Raw genomic sequence first — 16568 nt, 5'->3', positions numbered from 1 at the left:
ATGCTAAAGATAATAGAACATGCAAAAATATGGATTGCTTTATCACTTGCTATTATAATAGTTGGATTAGGATTTACTTTTACAAGAGGTCTTAATTTTGGAATAGATTTTAAAGGTGGTACTCAAGTTGTATTTGAGTTTGGCAAAGAATTCGATAAACAAAAAGCAGATGATATTGTAAAAAAATATTCACCAAATGCTGTAACAAATACTGTAAATAATACAGAGTATGAAATAAAATCATCAGATTTAACTACAGAAAAAGTTAATGAAATATATGATGTATTTAAGAAAGATTTCAAAATAGGTAATAAGGCTATAGTTTCACAAAATGAAATAGGAGCATCAATAGGAAAAGAATTAACACAAAAAGCATTTTTAGCATTAGGCGTAGCATTTATATGTATGCTTATATATATAGCTATAAGATTTGAGTTTAAATTTGGTATAGCAGCATTAACTGCTTTAATTCATGATTTATTAATTACAATAAGTGTTTATGCTATATTTAATATTACAGTTAATTCACCATTTATAGCAGCTATACTTACTATTGTAGGATATTCAATAAATGATACTATAGTAATTTTCGATAGAATAAGAGAAAATGCTAAATTTATGAGAAAGAGTTCTCCTACAGAAATTGCAGATAAAAGTTTAACACAAACTATGTCAAGATCAATAAACACTACATTAACTACATTAATTACAATAATTGCAGTAAATATTTTTGTACCAACAGTTAGAGAGTTTTCATTCCCTCTTATAATTGGTATAGCAACTGGAGCTTATTCATCAATATTTATAGCATCACCAATGTGGGTTTTATTACAAAAATTTGGACATAAAAAGAAAATTAAAAAAGCATAATTAAATTTTTAATTATATTAAAAATTTAGGCCTTCAAAACTTAGTTTTGAAGGTTTTTTAATTTTTTTTCATAAATATTTGTCAAATGGCATGTTTTAAATTATAATATTAGTGTTTTCTAATTTTATGGAGGAGATAGTAAGTGATGCGTAAGTTTTGGGAGAGCATATATTGCCCTAATTACATAAGAGGATATAATCCCTTTATTTTAAAAGACATGAACAAGTCGATAGAACGTCTTATTACTGCTATTAATAATAGGGAGAAAATCATTATATATGGAACAGACACTGTTGATGGTATTTGTGCAATTGCTTCCTTAAGCTTAGTGCTAAGATACTTAAATGCAGATGTAGAATATTTAATTCATGATGGAGGAGAAGAGTGTAAAAAAGTAGACTCTTTTGATATAAAGACGAAAGTTGATTTTTTAGGAGGAGAATTACTTATTACTTTAGGTTTAGATTTAGCTTCAAAAGCTGAAGCAGAACTTTGTAAAACTTTAGGAATAGATTTAATTGTCCTTGAAAATAAAAAGACAGATGAAAAAAGAGATTACATTTACATAAATCCTAGACAAAAGTCATGCCAGTATAGGTACAAGACTTTATCCATAAGTGCATTGACGTTTAAGTTAATGCAAGCAATAGCTATTTATTATAATATGAAAAGTATTAATAAATACTTAGATTTAATTTTAATTGGTACTAAATGGGCTGGTTCTTCAGATAAAGGAGAAAACGCAGTTTTCTTAAAAGAAGGCAAGAAATTTTTAGATAATACAAATAATATTGGATTAAGAGCAATCATTAATTTCAATAATATAGAAGAGCTTGATGATGAGAATATAGAGAAGATAATAAATTTAATTACTCCAACTAAAAGTGCAGTTGGTATGATTAATAATGCTAGAATAGTTTTAGAGCTACTTACTACAAATGATGAAGATAGAGCAGAACAAATAGCAAAATATTTATATAATACAAGAGTACACCAAAGATAAAAGTTTTAAAGGTGAATTTCTTAAAATATTGGAGGAATTATTATGAATTTAAAGGACAAAATAAGAGTAATAGATAACTTTCCAAAAGATGGGATAAGCTTTAAAGATATCACTACATTAATAGGTGATGGTGAAGGTTTAAGAGAATCTGTTAATTTAATAGCAGATCATTTAAAAGATAAAAATATTGATATAGTTGTAGGACCAGAAGCAAGAGGTTTTATATTCGGAGTTCCTGTAGCTTATGCTTTAGGAGCAGGTTTTGTACCTGTTAGAAAACCTGGAAAATTACCAGGAGAAACTTTCTCAATAGCTTATGACTTAGAATATGGCACAGACAATTTAGAACTTCATAAAGGTGCAATAAAAAAAGGTCAAAGAGTAGCTATAGTTGATGACTTATTAGCTACAGGTGGTACTATTGAAGCAGTTACAAAGCTTGTAGAACTTGCAGGTGGTGAAGTTGTATCATTAAATTTTGTTATAGAACTTACTGATTTAAAGGGTAGAGATAAGCTTCAAGGTTATGATGTTATGTCATTAACAAAATACGATGCTTAAAATTATTGAAAATGATTTGACAATATTATATAATTATAGATAATGGCTGGTTAAAAAACCAGCCTTTGATTTTAAGTAATTATAGTTTTTAAACATTTTAAGGAGAGTAATCCTAATGATAGATAAATTAATTAAAATTATTAACGAAAATTGTAATAATGTCAATATCGAAACAATAAAAAAGGCGTATAATTTAGCTAAAGAGGCTCATAAAAACCAAAGCAGGGAATCGGGAGAACCATACATAATACATCCAATAGATGTTGCTTGTATTTTAGCAGAACTAGGGATGGACACTAGTACAATTGCAGCAGGGCTTTTGCATGATGTAATTGAAGATACAGATTATACTTACGAAGATTTAGCCAAAGAATTTAATGAAGAAATTGCAAATTTAGTTGAAGGTGTAACAAAGCTTGGTAAGATTCAATATAAGACTAAGGAAGAACAACAAGCTGATAATGTAAGAAAAATGCTTCTTGCAATGGCTAAGGATATTAGAGTAATAATAATAAAATTAGCAGATAGACTTCATAATATGAGAACTTTGAAGTTTATGAAAAAAGAAAAGCAAAAGCAAAAAGCAAAAGAAACTTTAGATATATATGCACCACTTGCACATAGACTTGGTATGTCAAAAATTAAGTGGGAATTAGAAGACTTAAGTTTTAGATATTTACATGAAGAGGAATATTATGATTTAGTTCATAAGATTGCTGAAAAAAGAATTGAAAGAGAAAAATATATTGATTCGGTTATAAAAGATTTACATCAAAAATTAGAAGATTCAGGAATAGATGCTGATATAGAAGGAAGACCAAAACATTTTTATAGTATTTATAGAAAGATGGTCAATAAGCATAAGAGTATTGAACAAATATTTGATTTAACAGCAATAAGAATATTAGTTGATTCTGTTAAGGATTGTTATGGAGTATTAGGTATAGTTCATACTATATATAAGCCTATTCCAGGAAGATTTAAAGATTATATAGCTATGCCAAAGCCTAATATGTATCAATCACTTCATACAACTGTAATCGGACCACAAGGAAAAACATTTGAAATTCAAATAAGAACATTTGAGATGCATAAAACTGCTGAATATGGTATAGCTGCCCATTGGAAGTATAAAGAAGGAAATGCTGATGATAGTGTAGACTTTGAAACAAAACTTGTATGGCTTAGAGATATGTTAGAGTGGCAAAGAGAAACTTCAGACGCAGAAGAATTTATAGAAGGTTTTAAAATAGATTTATTCTCAGATGAAGTGTTTGTATTTACACCAAAAGGAGTTGTTATAAATCTTTCAAGTGGATCTACTCCAATAGATTTTGCTTATAGAATTCATACTGATGTAGGAAATAAATGCGTTGGTGCTAAGGTTAATGGAAAAATAGTTCCTTTAGACTATAAACTTAAAACCGGTGAAATAGTTGAAATAATAACTTCAAAAGCTGCAAAAGGCCCTAATATGGATTGGTTAAATATTGCAAAGAGTAACCAAGCAAAAAGTAAAATAAGACAATGGTTTAAGAAAGTTAAAAAAGAAGAAAATATTGAAAAAGGTAAAGAACTTCTAGAAAAAGAGCTTAAAAAGCAAAATGTTAGCTATAATGATATTGCAAAAGGCGATGTATATGAAAGAATGATGAAAAGACACAATATTCATCAAATTGAAGATCTTTACTTAAGCATAGGTATTGGCGTTATAAATACATGTAATTTTGTATCAAGACTTAAAGAGGATAATATAGATGAAAAAGAAAAGTATTCTAAGCATGCTTTAGAAAAAGATATCGAAGAAAAGATACAAAAAAGTGAGAAAAAGCAAGAGAAGAACAATACTTATGGAGTAACTGTAAAAGGCCTTAAAAATATTATGGTCAGATTCGCTAAATGTTGCAATCCTGTTCCAGGTGATGATGTTTTAGGATATATCACAAAAGGAAGAGGAGTATCAATTCATAGAAAAGACTGTAACAACTTAAAAAGCTTAATAGAAACTGAACCAGAAAAAATAGTAGAAGCAAGTTTTGGAAAAGAAGAAGGTTCTGGATATATAGCGGAAATTCAGATTAAAACAGAAGATAGAATGGGAATTTTAGCGGATATAATGGCTATTATAACTGATAAAGGATTGCCGCTTAATTCATTAAATGCTAATTCTATAAAGGGAAATATAGCTATAATAAATGTAAAAATTAAGATAAATTCAATTGAACAACTTAAAGAATTTATGAAAGCTATAAGAAGAATTAAGGGTGTTATAGACGTATATAGAATGAATAATTAAAGGAAGTGTCCATTTTGAGAGCAGTAGTACAGAGAGTTTCTTCATCAAAAGTAAAAGTAGATGGCAAGATAATTGGAGAAATTGGCTTAGGAATAAATGTTTTAATTGGTATCTCAAAGGAAGATACTATAAAAGATTTAGAATATATAAAAGATAAAATAATAAATCTTAGGATTTTTGAAGATGAAAATGATAAGATGAATTATTCACTTTTAGATATAAAGGGAGATATATTAGCAATTTCTCAATTTACTCTTTATGGCGATTGTAGAAAAGGTAGAAGACCTAATTTTATGAATGCTAAGGGTGGAGAAGAGGCAAAAATATTATATAATAAGTTTATAGATATGTTAAAACATACAGGTTTAAAAGTAGAGACAGGAGAGTTTGGAGCACATATGGAAGTTGATATTCAAAATGATGGTCCAGTAACTATATTGTTAGATAGTTTTAAACAATTTTAATCTTAAGGAGATGTTTTTTATGATAATAAAAACAATACCAGCAGGGATATATGATGCCAATTGTTATATAGTAATAGATGAAGATACAAGAGAAGCTGGAATAATAGATCCAGGTGGAGATGAAATAAAGCTTGAAGGTATACTAAAAGGGTTAAATATAAAACCTAAGTTTATTTTATTAACACATGCACATGTAGATCATGTTGGCGCAGTTGAGTACTTAAGCAAACTATTAAATATTCCGTTTTATATGCATGAAGCTGAAGAAGAATATGTAAAAAATGATAATTATGTATTTGGAAATGTGAGAAAAGCTGATGGATATTTAGATGAAAATACAGAATTATATATTGGAAAACACAAGGTTAATATAATTCATACGCCTGGACATACAGAAGGTGGAGTTTGTTTTTTAATTGATAAAAATTTATTTTCAGGTGATACATTATTCCAAGGTGCAATAGGTAGAACAGATTTTTCTGGAGGAGACTATGGCAAAATAATAACTAGCATAAAAACTAAGTTATTACCTTTAGGAGATGATGTTACAGTATATCCAGGACATGGTCCAAAATCATCAATTGGATTTGAAAAAAATAATAATCCATTTTTAACTTAAGGAGAAATTATGATAATAAATATAGGATTAAATGATTTAAAATACAGATATGATGTTTATCAAATGTTTAATATATATTTTCCTTTAGATGAATTAAAATTTCCTGAAGAAGGAGATTATGACTATATAGTAAATATAGAAGCTGATAAAGTTTTATTTAAAGCTTCAAATTTAGAATTAAGTGAAAATATTGAAGAAAATATAAAAGATTCTATAAAAAAAGTTATATTTAAAGGGCTTAGAGAAATAACTAAAGATATATATCCTTGGGGAACTTTAGTTGGAATAAGACCTTCTAAAATCGCTTTAAAACTTCTAAATGAAGGGAAAAGTGAAGATGAAATAATAAAATATTTTTATGATAAACATATAGCAAGCGAAGAAAAAGCAAAGCTTTGTATTGATGTTGCAAAACTTGAAGAAAAGTTTGTAAATGTTAATAATGAAAAGATTGCTATTTATATAGGTATGGCTTTTTGCCCTACAAGATGTTTATATTGTTCTTTTGCATCTAATCCTATAGGAGGAAATAAGAAGTTAGTAACTCCTTATTTAAATGCACTTTCTCATGAAATAGAAAAGATAAAAGAATATGTAGATAAAAAGAATTTAGCTATAGAAACAGTATACTTTGGAGGAGGAACTCCAACTGCTGTATCAAATGAGGAATTTGAAGAAGTAATGGAGAGGATTTATAATTCTTTTGTAAGAAATAGAGAAATAATAGAATTTACAGTTGAGTGTGGAAGACCAGATTCTATTACTAGAGAAAAGCTTGAAACTATGAAAAAATATGAAGTTTCAAGAATAAGTATAAATCCTCAAACTATGAATGATGAAACTTTAAAATTAATCGGAAGAAATCATAGCGTAGAAGATGTAAAAGAAAAGTTTAATATGGCAAGAGAGCTTGGCTTTAAAGATATAAACATGGATATGATAATAGGACTTCCAGGAGAAGGATATAAAGAAGCTTTAAATACAGCAAGAGAAATAAAAAAGCTTAAACCAGATAGCTTAACAGTTCATGGACTTTCATTAAAGAGAGGTTCAAGACTTTATGAAAACTTTATATTAAAAAAAGGACTTGGTATTAAAAACCAAGATGAAATAACAAAAATGTATAATGAAAGTAAAGAGCTTTCTAAAGAATTAAATCTTAAACCATACTATATGTATAGACAAAAAAACATGGTTGGGAATATGGAAAATATAGGATATGCAAAAGAAGGAAAAGAGTGCATTTATAATATGCAAATGATAGAGGATACTCAAACTATAATTGCACTTGGAGCTGATGCTGTATCTAAAGTAGTTTTCAAAGATGAAAATAGAATAGAAAGATTTCCAAATGTTAAAGATGTTAGAGAGTATGTAAATAGAATAGATGAGATGATAGAAGGTAAAATAAAATTACTTGATACATTATACAGATAGGAGGCAAGAAAATGGAAATACAAGCACCTAAGGGTACTAAAGATATGTTACCAAGTGATGCTTATAAGTGGCATTATGTTGAAAATATATTTAGAGAATTATCTAAAAATTTTGGAGTAAGAGAAATAAGAACTCCTATATTTGAACACACAGAACTATTTTTAAGAGGTGTTGGTGAAACAACTGATATAGTTCAAAAAGAAATGTATACTTTTGAAGATAAAGGATCAAGAAGTATAACTTTAAAGCCAGAGGGAACTGCACCTGCAGTTAGAGCATTTATTGAGAATAGATTATTTAATGAAGCTCAACCAACTAAGTTATTTTATATAACTCCATGCTTTAGATATGAAAAAGCTCAAAAAGGAAGATATAGACAGTTCCATCAATTTGGTATTGAAATGTTTGGTGCTTCAAATCCATCAATAGATGCTGAAGTTATGGCTCTTGCAATGCAAGTGCTTAAAAAGATAGGTCTTAAAGGATTAACTCTTAACATAAATAACTTAGGATGTCCAAATTGTAGACCAAAATATAATGAAGCATTAAAGAAATTCTTACAAGATAATTATGAAAATTTATGTCCTACTTGTAAGACAAGATTTGAAAAAAATCCTATGAGAATTTTAGACTGTAAGGAAAAGAGCTGCAAAGAAATAACTAAAAATGCTCCAATAATATTAGACTATGTGTGCGAAGATTGTAGTGATCACTTTACAAAGGTTAAAGAATACCTAGATATTTTAGGTATAGACTATAATGTTGATCCAGGTATAGTTAGAGGACTTGATTATTATACTAAAACAATATTTGAAATATTAAATTCTGATTTCACAGTATGTGGTGGAGGAAGATATGATAAATTAATTGAAGAAATAGGTGGACCTGAAATGCCAGCTGTTGGCTTTGGTATGGGAATAGAAAGACTTATAATGGCTATTGAAAAAGAAGGTATAGAAATTCCAAAAGATCCAGTTGTTGAACTTTATTTAGCATCAAGAGGAGAAGAAGGGGCAAAAGAAGCATTTAAGTTAGCACATGCTTTAAGAAGTATTGGTGTAAGTTCTGAAATAAATCATGCAGGAAGAAGCTTTAAGGCAGAAATGAAGTATGCAAATAAAATAGGAGCAAAATTTAGTGTTGTTCTAGGTGATGATGAATTACAAAGCAGAAAAGCAAGATTTAAGAGAATGGAAGATGGAGAACAATTTGAAATAAGTTTAGATGACTTAGAAAAGATAAAAGAAATAGTTAAATCATAATTAAAAAAGCTTAAAATAAATTATTTTAAATAGATATGGAGGAATCACATATGGCAGAAGCGCTTAGCGGTTTAAAAAGAACAATGATGTGTGGTGAACCTAGAGAAGAACATGTAGGTAAAAAAGTTACCTTAATGGGATGGGTTCAAAGAAATAGAAAGCTTGGAGGATTACAGTTTATTGATTTAAGAGATAGAACTGGAATAATGCAAGTTGTATTTGGCGATGATGTAGAAGAAGAAATATTTGAAAAGGCAAAGGGAGTTAGACCTGAATACTGCGTTGCAGTAACAGGAGAAATAGTATTAAGACAGGCTCCAAATAAAGATTTAGAAACAGGTCTTGTAGAATTAAAGTGTGAGGATATAAAAATTCTTTCAGAATCAGAAACACCTCCAATATATATAAAAGAAGATTTAGATGCAGCTGAAAGCATAAGATTAAAATATAGATATTTAGATCTTAGAAGACCAGATATGCAAAAAATATTCTTCATAAGAAATAGAGCTTCAAAAGCAATAAGAGATTACTTAGATAACAATGGATTCTTAGAAGTTGAAACACCAATACTTACTAAGAGTACTCCAGAAGGTGCAAGAGACTACTTAGTTCCTTCAAGAAATTATCCAGGAATGTTTTATGCACTTCCTCAATCACCACAAATATTTAAACAATTATTAATGGTATCTGGATTTGACAAATACTATCAAATAACTAAATGTTTTAGAGATGAAGATTTAAGAGCAAATAGACAACCTGAATTTACTCAAGTTGACTTAGAAATGAGCTTTGTAGATCAAGAAGATATAATGGCATTAAATGAAGGTTTAATAGCTCACGTATTTAAAGAAGTATTAGGACATAAAGTTTCACTTCCAATTAAGAGAATGACATTTAAAGAAGCTATGGAAAGCTATGGTTCAGATAAACCAGATTTAAGATTTGAAATGAAGATTCACAATCTTTCAGAAGCAGTAAAGGATGTTGATTTTAAAGTATTTTCAGATGCACTTTCAAATGGAGGATCAGTAAGATCACTTTGTGTTGAAGGTGGAGCTTCAATGGGAAGAAAAGATATCGATAGACTTGGAGAATTTGTTAAAACATATAAAGCTAAAGGTCTTGCATGGATTAAGGTTAAAGAAGATGGTATACAATCTCCAATAGCTAAATTCTTAAATGAAGATCAAATGGCTAAGCTTTTAGAAGCTGCTGAAGCTAAAACTGGAGATTTAGTATTAATAGTTGCTGATAAAAATTCAGTAGTTTTCCAAAGTTTAGGTGCTTTAAGATTAGAGCTTGCTAAGAAGTTTGATTTAATTAAAGATAAAAATGAATTTAACTTTACTTGGATTACAGAATTCCCATTATTTGAGTATAGTGAAGAAGAAGGTAGATATACTGCATGTCACCATCCATTTACAGCTCCAATGGAAGAAGACTTAGAATTCTTAGAAACAGATCCAGGAAAAGTTAGATCAATAGCATATGACCTTGTTTTAAATGGAGAAGAACTTGGTGGAGGATCAATTAGAATACACGATACTAAGCTTCAAGAAAGAATGTTTAAGGCATTAGGATTTACTATGGAAGAAGCATGGGAAAGATTTGGATTCTTATTAGAAGCATTTAAATTTGGACCACCACCACATGGCGGATTAGCGTTTGGTTTAGATAGAATGATAATGTTCTTAGCAGGAACTGAAAACATAAAAGACGTTATAGCATTCCCTAAAAACCAAAATGCATATTGCTATTTAAGTGAAGCTCCAAATATAGTTGATGAAAAACAACTTGAAGAGTTAGGAATAGATATAAAATTAAGAGAAGAAAATAGAGAATAGAAAATAAAAAGATACCAGTTTACGGTATCTTTTTATTTGCAAATAATTAATATAATCAATAAAAACATACAAAAAAGCTTATAAATATGCTAAAATAAGAAGAAAATTGACGAATTATTTTATATTAAGATTTATTAAAATAAAGATTATTATAAAATAGTTATGAAAGAGGAATTTAATATGAATGAAATAGATTATATTTTAATGAGATATCCAACATTTATAGAGATTGCTGATAGTAATAGTGGACATAAAAGTATTTTTTGTAAGGAAAAAGCACTTGATGAGTATAATAATTTATTAAATATATTATCTTCAGAAGATATAAAATATTATTTTTTAAATACTGAAAATAGTAGTAGTGAAGTATTTATTGGAGACATTGGTTTTATGTTAGATGATACTATATTTATTAGCAATATGAGAAGTGCAAGCAGAAAAAAGGAAACTAAAAAGCTTATAGAATTTGCAAAGAAAAATAAAATGAATCATTATATATTTGAAAATAGTATAGAAGGTGGAGATGTTGTAATTGGCAATTCAACTATATTCGTTGGAATAAGTCAAAGAACAACTGAAGCTGCAATAGAAGAACTTAGAGAATATATAGAAAAGAAGGGTTTAAAGTATGAAGTAATACCTATAAAATTTGATTCAGATAATAAAACACATTTAAATTGCGTATTTAATATATTAGATAAAAAATCTGCTTTAATAAGTAAATATGTATATGATATAGAAGAAATAAAAAAGAGAATAAAAAAATTATATTACATACCAAATGAAAGTGCAGATAATCTTGGCGCTAATGTATTAGTAATTGGAAAAAAGAAAGTAATATGTAGTAATACTGATACGACTAGAATATTAAGAAAAGCTGGATATAAGGTTCTTTGTTGTGAATATGATGAAATGATAAAGCTTGGGGGAGGTATAGCTTGTAGTACATTACCAATTATGATGTAGATTATAAACATAATTACATATAGTATTTAGCATTTATATTCATAAATAACCATATAATGTTTAAATTAAACAAAAGAAATAAAAAATCTTTAAATATTAATCAAAATAAGGTAGAATATAGAAGTAGAGTGTTATAATTTGGATATATAGGAGTGATTTTATGAATAAGAAGAAGGTTATGGCAATAATGCTAGCTACTTCTGCATGCACTGCATCTATATTAATGCATGGTACGGTCAAATCTCATGCTAGTGAACATAAAATTGGACATGTAGTAAATGTATCAACCAACCTTAGAGTTAGATCAAGTGCAAATACTAATTCAAAAGTATTAGGATATTTACATAATGGAGAAAAGGTAAATATAATAGAAAAAACAGGGTCATGGTATAAAATTGATTTTAATGGAAAAATAGGCTATGTACATGGAGATTATATAAAAGAAGGTGAAAGTAATACAAATTCGGTTACCAATTCTTCAAAAAAAGGAAAAGTTATAAATGTAACAACTAGCTTAAGAGTAAGAAGTGGAGCATCAACTTCTCATTCTGTAATAGGATATTTATACAAAGGAAATACTTTTGATATAATTTCAAAATCAGGATCATGGTATAAGATAAGCTTTAATGGGAAAATTGGATATATATCAGGAGAATATGTTCAAGAAATAAATGGAAGCAATAATAGTAGTAGCAATTCTACTGATTTAGGTGGTAAAGTTGGACAAGTTACAAACGTAACAACTAGATTAAGAATAAGAAGTGGAGCATCAACTAGTTATTCAATAGTTGGATATCTTTCAAATGGAGACGAGTTTGATATAACTGGAAGAACAGGCGATTGGTATAAGATAAAAGCTAAAGGTATTAATGGGTATATTCATAAAAACTATGTAAAAATCTTATCTCAAGGAGAAGATGGATACACTGATAGCAGTAATTTACAAAGTGCATCAGGAAGAGGTAAGGTTATTAATGTTAGCTCAAATTTAAGAGTTAGGAATGCACCAAGCACAAATAGTCCTGTTGTAGGATATTTATTAGCAGAACAAACTTTTGATATACTAGGTAAATCAGGAAGCTTTTATAAGATTAAACATACTAATGGTACTGGATATATTCATCAAGATTATGTACAAGTTATTGGACAATCAAGTAATAATAATGGAAATAGCGGAAGTAATATAAGCGATGATGGAGTACTTAATGAATATGGAAAATTAGTTAATGTTTCAACGAGCTTAAGACTTAGAAAATCACCAGATGCAAACAGTGAAGTCGTAGGATATTTATTCCCAGGAGAAACTTTTAAAGTTACAGCAAGAAATGGAAACTGGTATAAAATTAATTCAAATGGCAAGGTAGGATATGCAAGTTCAGAATATATAAAATTAGTAGATAAAAATGATGCGAATTCATCACAAGCATCAGCCTCATTTGAATCAATTTATAATATATTAAAGCAACAAATTGGCTCACCATATATTTGGGGAGGAAAAGGTGAACTTATAACTACATCTAGTTTAAGATCATTTAAGAATATGTATCCAAGTGCTGCTGCACAAGGAAAGTATGATATCCCATCAAGATATATAAATAGCGGATATAGAGCATTTGATTGTTCAGGCTTAATGTATTGGGGCTTTAGACAAATTGGTATAAATATCGGTGGCTCTACGTATGACCAAATAAATGCAGGAAGAGAAGTTTCAGTAAATGATGCTAGACCTGGAGATTTATTATTCTATGGAAATCTTCAACATGTTGGTATGTATATAGGAAATGGACAATGGATAGAAGCACCAAAATCACATGATTATGTAAAAATTGCAAGTGTACCTTGGAGCAGAATAGGAAGAGTTAGAAGAGTTTTAAATTAATAAAAAAGACTATTACTTAGTAATAGTCTTTTTTATTATACTTAAATTTATCATTTATAAAACAATTAACACTTTTTTTAGAGAGTTTAAATCTTGTTTTAATAGAATTAATATAGTTAGTGTATAACAAAATAATATATTGATTTTTATATTGTTTATTAAAATAATTTATGAACTAATAATTAAAAATTTGACTTTGATAGGTCAAAATACTTCTAAAATACACTTACTATAAATGTATAGTAGTGATAAAAAAATAATTCTATGGTAAAGTTAATGTGGTATATTTAGTTGGTATAGAAGAGGTGGTTATTTGAATTTAAATAGAAAAATATCAATATATAATAAAAATTTAAGTGTACTTGAGAAAGATTTATTAAATAAACTTTTAGATAATACTAATAAATTTTCATATAAAACATTTACTATAGAAAATATAGCAAGAGAATTTTTAATAAGTACAAGTACTGTTCATAGATTATCGAAAAAATTACATTATAAAAGTTTTGTTCAATTTAAGGATGATTATTTTGGGAAAAATGACATTATAGAAGATGAAAAAGAACTTTTAGGCGATTCTTATATAGATTATATTATGGAAACCTATAAAGTTATAATAGAAAGTATGCAAGAAGAGATAATTGATAAAATGGCAAGTTGCAAGAAAGTTACTATATATAGTATGGGTATAAATGATTATATAGCAAGTATATTTGAAACGAAATTGCAACTATTAGAGATACCAACAGAACATCATAATGATCCAAGGTTTATGAAATTATCTAGTAAACTATTAAAAAGAAATGAAGACCTTGTATTTATATTTTCAAAAAGTGGAGAAACTGCAGAACTTTTAGAAGTACTTGTTGAAGCAAATTTAAAATGCATAGATGTTGTACTTATAACAGAGTCTAGAGAATCTACTTTTGAAAGACTTTGCAAATATGTTATTTATGCAGGAGATCCTAAAATATCAGATTATGATGCTGATACTAGATTAAACCTTCATATTGCTGTAGATGTTATAATAAAAAGATTTATAAAAAAATATAAAATAAAAAGTGATAATTATTTATAATATCTATATAAAAATTAGAATAAATATATAGTAAAAATGGAGTATATCTTTAGATAAAACTAAATTTTATTTAAAGATATACTCTTTTTATAATCTTAAATATATCATTAATAAATAGAGGTGATAAAAATGTATTATCAAAAAGTTAATAAAGACGTTAAGATAGCTGTAAATGATATAAATCCAAGTGGAAGACATAGTGTATTATTTATTCATGGTTGGCCATTTACAAGCGAAATATTTGAATATCAGTATAATATATTACCTAAATATAATTTTCGTTGTATATCAGTAGATCTTAGAGGTTTTGGTAATTCAGATAAACCGTTTGATGGATATTACTATGATGATTTAGCAGATGATTTATATAAAGTTATAAAAAATATAGATGTAAAATCTTTAACTCTTGCTGGTTTTTCTATGGGTGGGGCAATAGCAATTAGATACATGGCAAGGCATAAAGGTTATAAGGTATCAAAACTTGCACTTTTAGGAGCAGCAGCACCATCATTTACAAAATATCCAGGATATCCATATGGATTATCTAAAGAAGAAGTTGATAATATTATAAAAGGAATATATGAAGATAAACCTAAAACCATAAGTGATTTTGGAAATAAGCTTTTTGCAAGCAAAATAAGCAAAGAATTTAAAGAATGGTTTTCTAATATAGCTTTAAAATCTACAGGTTATTCAACTATAAAAACAGCTATATCACTTAGAGATGAAAATATGTTTGATGATTTAAAATGTATAGATGTTCCAACAGGAATATTTCATGGCATATTAGATGAAGTATGTCCTTTTGAATTTGCACTAGAATTAAATAAGAATATATATTGTTCAAAATTATATACATTTGAAAAGAGTGGTCATTGTTTATTTTATGATGAATTAGAGGAATTTAATAAGAAGTTTATTGAATTTTTATCTAAATAAAAGAAAAAAGAGCTAAAGAAATTTAGCTCTTTTATTATGTAATTTATTTATTTTAGTGAATGAAATTTACAAATAAAGTTATGACAGTTGAGTTTATAAAATCTATAAATAAACAGCCAACAATAGGAACTGTAAAATAAGCATTTGGAGCAAATCCAAATTTAGATGTTAATGCATCCATATTTGCAATAGCATTAGGAGTAGCTCCCATACCGAATCCACAAAGACCAGATGCAAAAACAGTAGCTTCATAATCTTTTCCCATAGCTCTAAATGTAATAACATAAGCAAAGAATGCAATAAGAAGAGTTTGACCTAGTAGCATTATAATCATGGGTAATGCTAAATCAAATAGTTCCCATAGCTTTAATCCCATAAGAGCCATTGATAAGAAGAATGATAAACTAATATTACCTATTACTTCGATTTCTTTGTCTTTTAAAGATATGTTCTTTATATCACATATATTTCTTATAATAGCTGCAGCTAACATAGCACCTATGTATGAAGGAAAAGTAAGTCCTAAATCTTGAAGAAATTTTGAAATTATTGAACCAGCTCCCATAGCAATGAATATTAATGACATAGCTTTCATAAGTCTTTCATTGCAAAGAATAGCATCATTTTCTTGATGAAAATCACTCATTGGTATAGAATGATCATCACTATGTTTAGGGGTTTTAATCTTATATCTTTCAATTAAATTTTTAGCTACTATTCCACCTATTAAGCTACCCATAACTAATCCAAATGTTGCAGAGGCAAATGATACTGTAGTTGCTCCTTTAACTCCCATACCTTCAAAAAGTGGTCCAAAAGAACCTGCAGTTCCATGTCCACCAACCATAGGAATAGATCCAGTACAAAGACCAAGTAGTGGATGTAAATTAAATAACTTTGCTAATGATACACCTAAAATGTCTTGAGAGATTATTAATAAAGTTGCTATTATTAGAAAAATTATAAGATGTATACCACCTTTTTTTAATACTTTAAAACTAGCAGTAAAACCAATGCTAGTAAAGAATACAGTCATAAAAATATTCTGAAGTGTAGTATCAAGAGTTATTGTTGCTGTATTAGTAAGTTTTAAGATAAGTACTAATATTGAAAAAAGCAAACCTCCTATTACTGGTGCTGGTATACAATATTTTGAGAAAAATGATATTTTATTTTTTAAAAGTTTACCTATAAAAAATATTATCGTGGCTAATGCCATTGTTTGGAATATATCAAATTTTAATTCCATATTTTTACCTCCTTTTTTGAAAATTATAATTCATAATAACAAACTATACGACAAATATTGAATTATTACTCTTATGAATAAAACATTTTAATATCTATTTT

The 16568-nt window shown here is 27.8% G+C and carries 14 protein-coding genes; 13 read left to right on the top strand and 1 reads right to left on the bottom strand.

Going from position 1 to position 16568, the window contains the following annotated elements:
* The 13 genes from secF (at position 1) to SPJ33_RS01385 (ending at position 15218) form a co-directional block, all read left to right on the top strand.
* Positions 1-870 carry a protein translocase subunit SecF gene (gene secF, locus SPJ33_RS01445; protein WP_321116184.1) on the top strand — a complete coding sequence of 290 codons (870 nt, stop codon included), beginning with the start codon at positions 1-3 and terminating at the stop codon, positions 868-870.
* A gap of 145 nt (positions 871-1015) precedes the next feature.
* Positions 1016-1873 (top strand): DHH family phosphoesterase, encoded by an 858-nt coding sequence (locus SPJ33_RS01440; protein ID WP_321116182.1) that lies wholly within the window; start codon positions 1016-1018, stop codon positions 1871-1873.
* A 42-nt stretch (positions 1874-1915) separates the two neighbouring features.
* Positions 1916-2434 (top strand): adenine phosphoribosyltransferase, encoded by a 519-nt coding sequence (locus SPJ33_RS01435; RefSeq protein ID WP_321116180.1) that lies wholly within the window; start codon positions 1916-1918, stop codon positions 2432-2434.
* A 115-nt stretch (positions 2435-2549) separates the two neighbouring features.
* Entirely contained in the window at positions 2550-4730 is a 2181-nt protein-coding gene (locus tag SPJ33_RS01430) for a bifunctional (p)ppGpp synthetase/guanosine-3',5'-bis(diphosphate) 3'-pyrophosphohydrolase (RefSeq protein WP_321116179.1), read from the top strand.
* Between the two features lie 14 nt (positions 4731-4744).
* Positions 4745-5194 (top strand): D-aminoacyl-tRNA deacylase, encoded by a 450-nt coding sequence (gene dtd / locus SPJ33_RS01425; RefSeq protein ID WP_321116178.1) that lies wholly within the window; start codon positions 4745-4747, stop codon positions 5192-5194.
* 19 nt (positions 5195-5213) lie between these two features.
* Entirely contained in the window at positions 5214-5813 is a 600-nt protein-coding gene (locus tag SPJ33_RS01420; RefSeq protein ID WP_321116177.1) for an MBL fold metallo-hydrolase, read from the top strand.
* A gap of 9 nt (positions 5814-5822) precedes the next feature.
* Positions 5823-7250 carry a coproporphyrinogen III oxidase gene (locus tag SPJ33_RS01415; protein WP_321116176.1) on the top strand — a complete coding sequence of 476 codons (1428 nt, stop codon included), beginning with the start codon at positions 5823-5825 and terminating at the stop codon, positions 7248-7250.
* Positions 7251-7261: 11 nt separating this feature from the next.
* Entirely contained in the window at positions 7262-8512 is a 1251-nt protein-coding gene (hisS, locus tag SPJ33_RS01410) for a histidine--tRNA ligase (protein WP_321116175.1), read from the top strand.
* Between the two features lie 50 nt (positions 8513-8562).
* Positions 8563-10356 carry an aspartate--tRNA ligase gene (gene aspS, locus SPJ33_RS01405; protein ID WP_321116174.1) on the top strand — a complete coding sequence of 598 codons (1794 nt, stop codon included), beginning with the start codon at positions 8563-8565 and terminating at the stop codon, positions 10354-10356.
* Positions 10357-10536: 180 nt separating this feature from the next.
* Positions 10537-11322 (top strand): dimethylarginine dimethylaminohydrolase family protein, encoded by a 786-nt coding sequence (locus tag SPJ33_RS01400; protein WP_321116173.1) that lies wholly within the window; start codon positions 10537-10539, stop codon positions 11320-11322.
* A 160-nt stretch (positions 11323-11482) separates the two neighbouring features.
* The gene (locus SPJ33_RS01395) at positions 11483-13201 is read left to right on the top strand and encodes an SH3 domain-containing protein (protein ID WP_321116172.1); all 1719 of its coding nucleotides are present in this window, start codon (positions 11483-11485) and stop codon (positions 13199-13201) included.
* A gap of 313 nt (positions 13202-13514) precedes the next feature.
* Positions 13515-14279: a MurR/RpiR family transcriptional regulator gene (locus SPJ33_RS01390; protein WP_321116171.1), complete on the top strand. Its 765-nt coding sequence runs from the start codon at positions 13515-13517 to the stop codon at positions 14277-14279.
* Positions 14280-14408: 129 nt separating this feature from the next.
* The gene (locus SPJ33_RS01385; protein ID WP_321116169.1) at positions 14409-15218 is read left to right on the top strand and encodes an alpha/beta hydrolase; all 810 of its coding nucleotides are present in this window, start codon (positions 14409-14411) and stop codon (positions 15216-15218) included.
* A 52-nt stretch (positions 15219-15270) separates the two neighbouring features.
* On the opposite strand, the gene gltS is transcribed toward SPJ33_RS01385, so the two are convergent.
* Positions 15271-16467 (bottom strand): sodium/glutamate symporter, encoded by a 1197-nt coding sequence (gene gltS / locus SPJ33_RS01380; RefSeq protein WP_321116167.1) that lies wholly within the window; start codon positions 16465-16467, stop codon positions 15271-15273.
* Positions 16468-16568 lie beyond the last annotated feature (101 nt).

This window comes from Clostridium sp. (assembly GCF_034179595.1).
GTDB lineage: Bacteria > Bacillota > Clostridia > Clostridiales > Clostridiaceae > Clostridium.
This window is presented reverse-complemented; position numbering and strand designations above follow the sequence as displayed.

What these genes read in the sequence shown, in the direction of transcription:
- hisS (WP_321116175.1), top strand. Translation starts at nt 7,262, where the DNA reads ATGGAAATACAAGCACCTAAGGGTACTAAAGATATGTTACCAAGTGAT.
- gltS (WP_321116167.1), bottom strand. Translation starts at nt 16,467, where the DNA reads ATGGAATTAAAATTTGATATATTCCAAACAATGGCATTAGCCACGATA.
- SPJ33_RS01400 (WP_321116173.1), top strand. Translation starts at nt 10,537, where the DNA reads ATGAATGAAATAGATTATATTTTAATGAGATATCCAACATTTATAGAG.
- SPJ33_RS01440 (WP_321116182.1), top strand. Translation starts at nt 1,016, where the DNA reads ATGCGTAAGTTTTGGGAGAGCATATATTGCCCTAATTACATAAGAGGA.
- secF (WP_321116184.1), top strand. Translation starts at nt 1, where the DNA reads ATGCTAAAGATAATAGAACATGCAAAAATATGGATTGCTTTATCACTT.
- SPJ33_RS01385 (WP_321116169.1), top strand. Translation starts at nt 14,409, where the DNA reads ATGTATTATCAAAAAGTTAATAAAGACGTTAAGATAGCTGTAAATGAT.
- SPJ33_RS01415 (WP_321116176.1), top strand. Translation starts at nt 5,823, where the DNA reads ATGATAATAAATATAGGATTAAATGATTTAAAATACAGATATGATGTT.
- SPJ33_RS01395 (WP_321116172.1), top strand. Translation starts at nt 11,483, where the DNA reads ATGAATAAGAAGAAGGTTATGGCAATAATGCTAGCTACTTCTGCATGC.
- aspS (WP_321116174.1), top strand. Translation starts at nt 8,563, where the DNA reads ATGGCAGAAGCGCTTAGCGGTTTAAAAAGAACAATGATGTGTGGTGAA.
- SPJ33_RS01430 (WP_321116179.1), top strand. Translation starts at nt 2,550, where the DNA reads ATGATAGATAAATTAATTAAAATTATTAACGAAAATTGTAATAATGTC.
- SPJ33_RS01435 (WP_321116180.1), top strand. Translation starts at nt 1,916, where the DNA reads ATGAATTTAAAGGACAAAATAAGAGTAATAGATAACTTTCCAAAAGAT.
- SPJ33_RS01420 (WP_321116177.1), top strand. Translation starts at nt 5,214, where the DNA reads ATGATAATAAAAACAATACCAGCAGGGATATATGATGCCAATTGTTAT.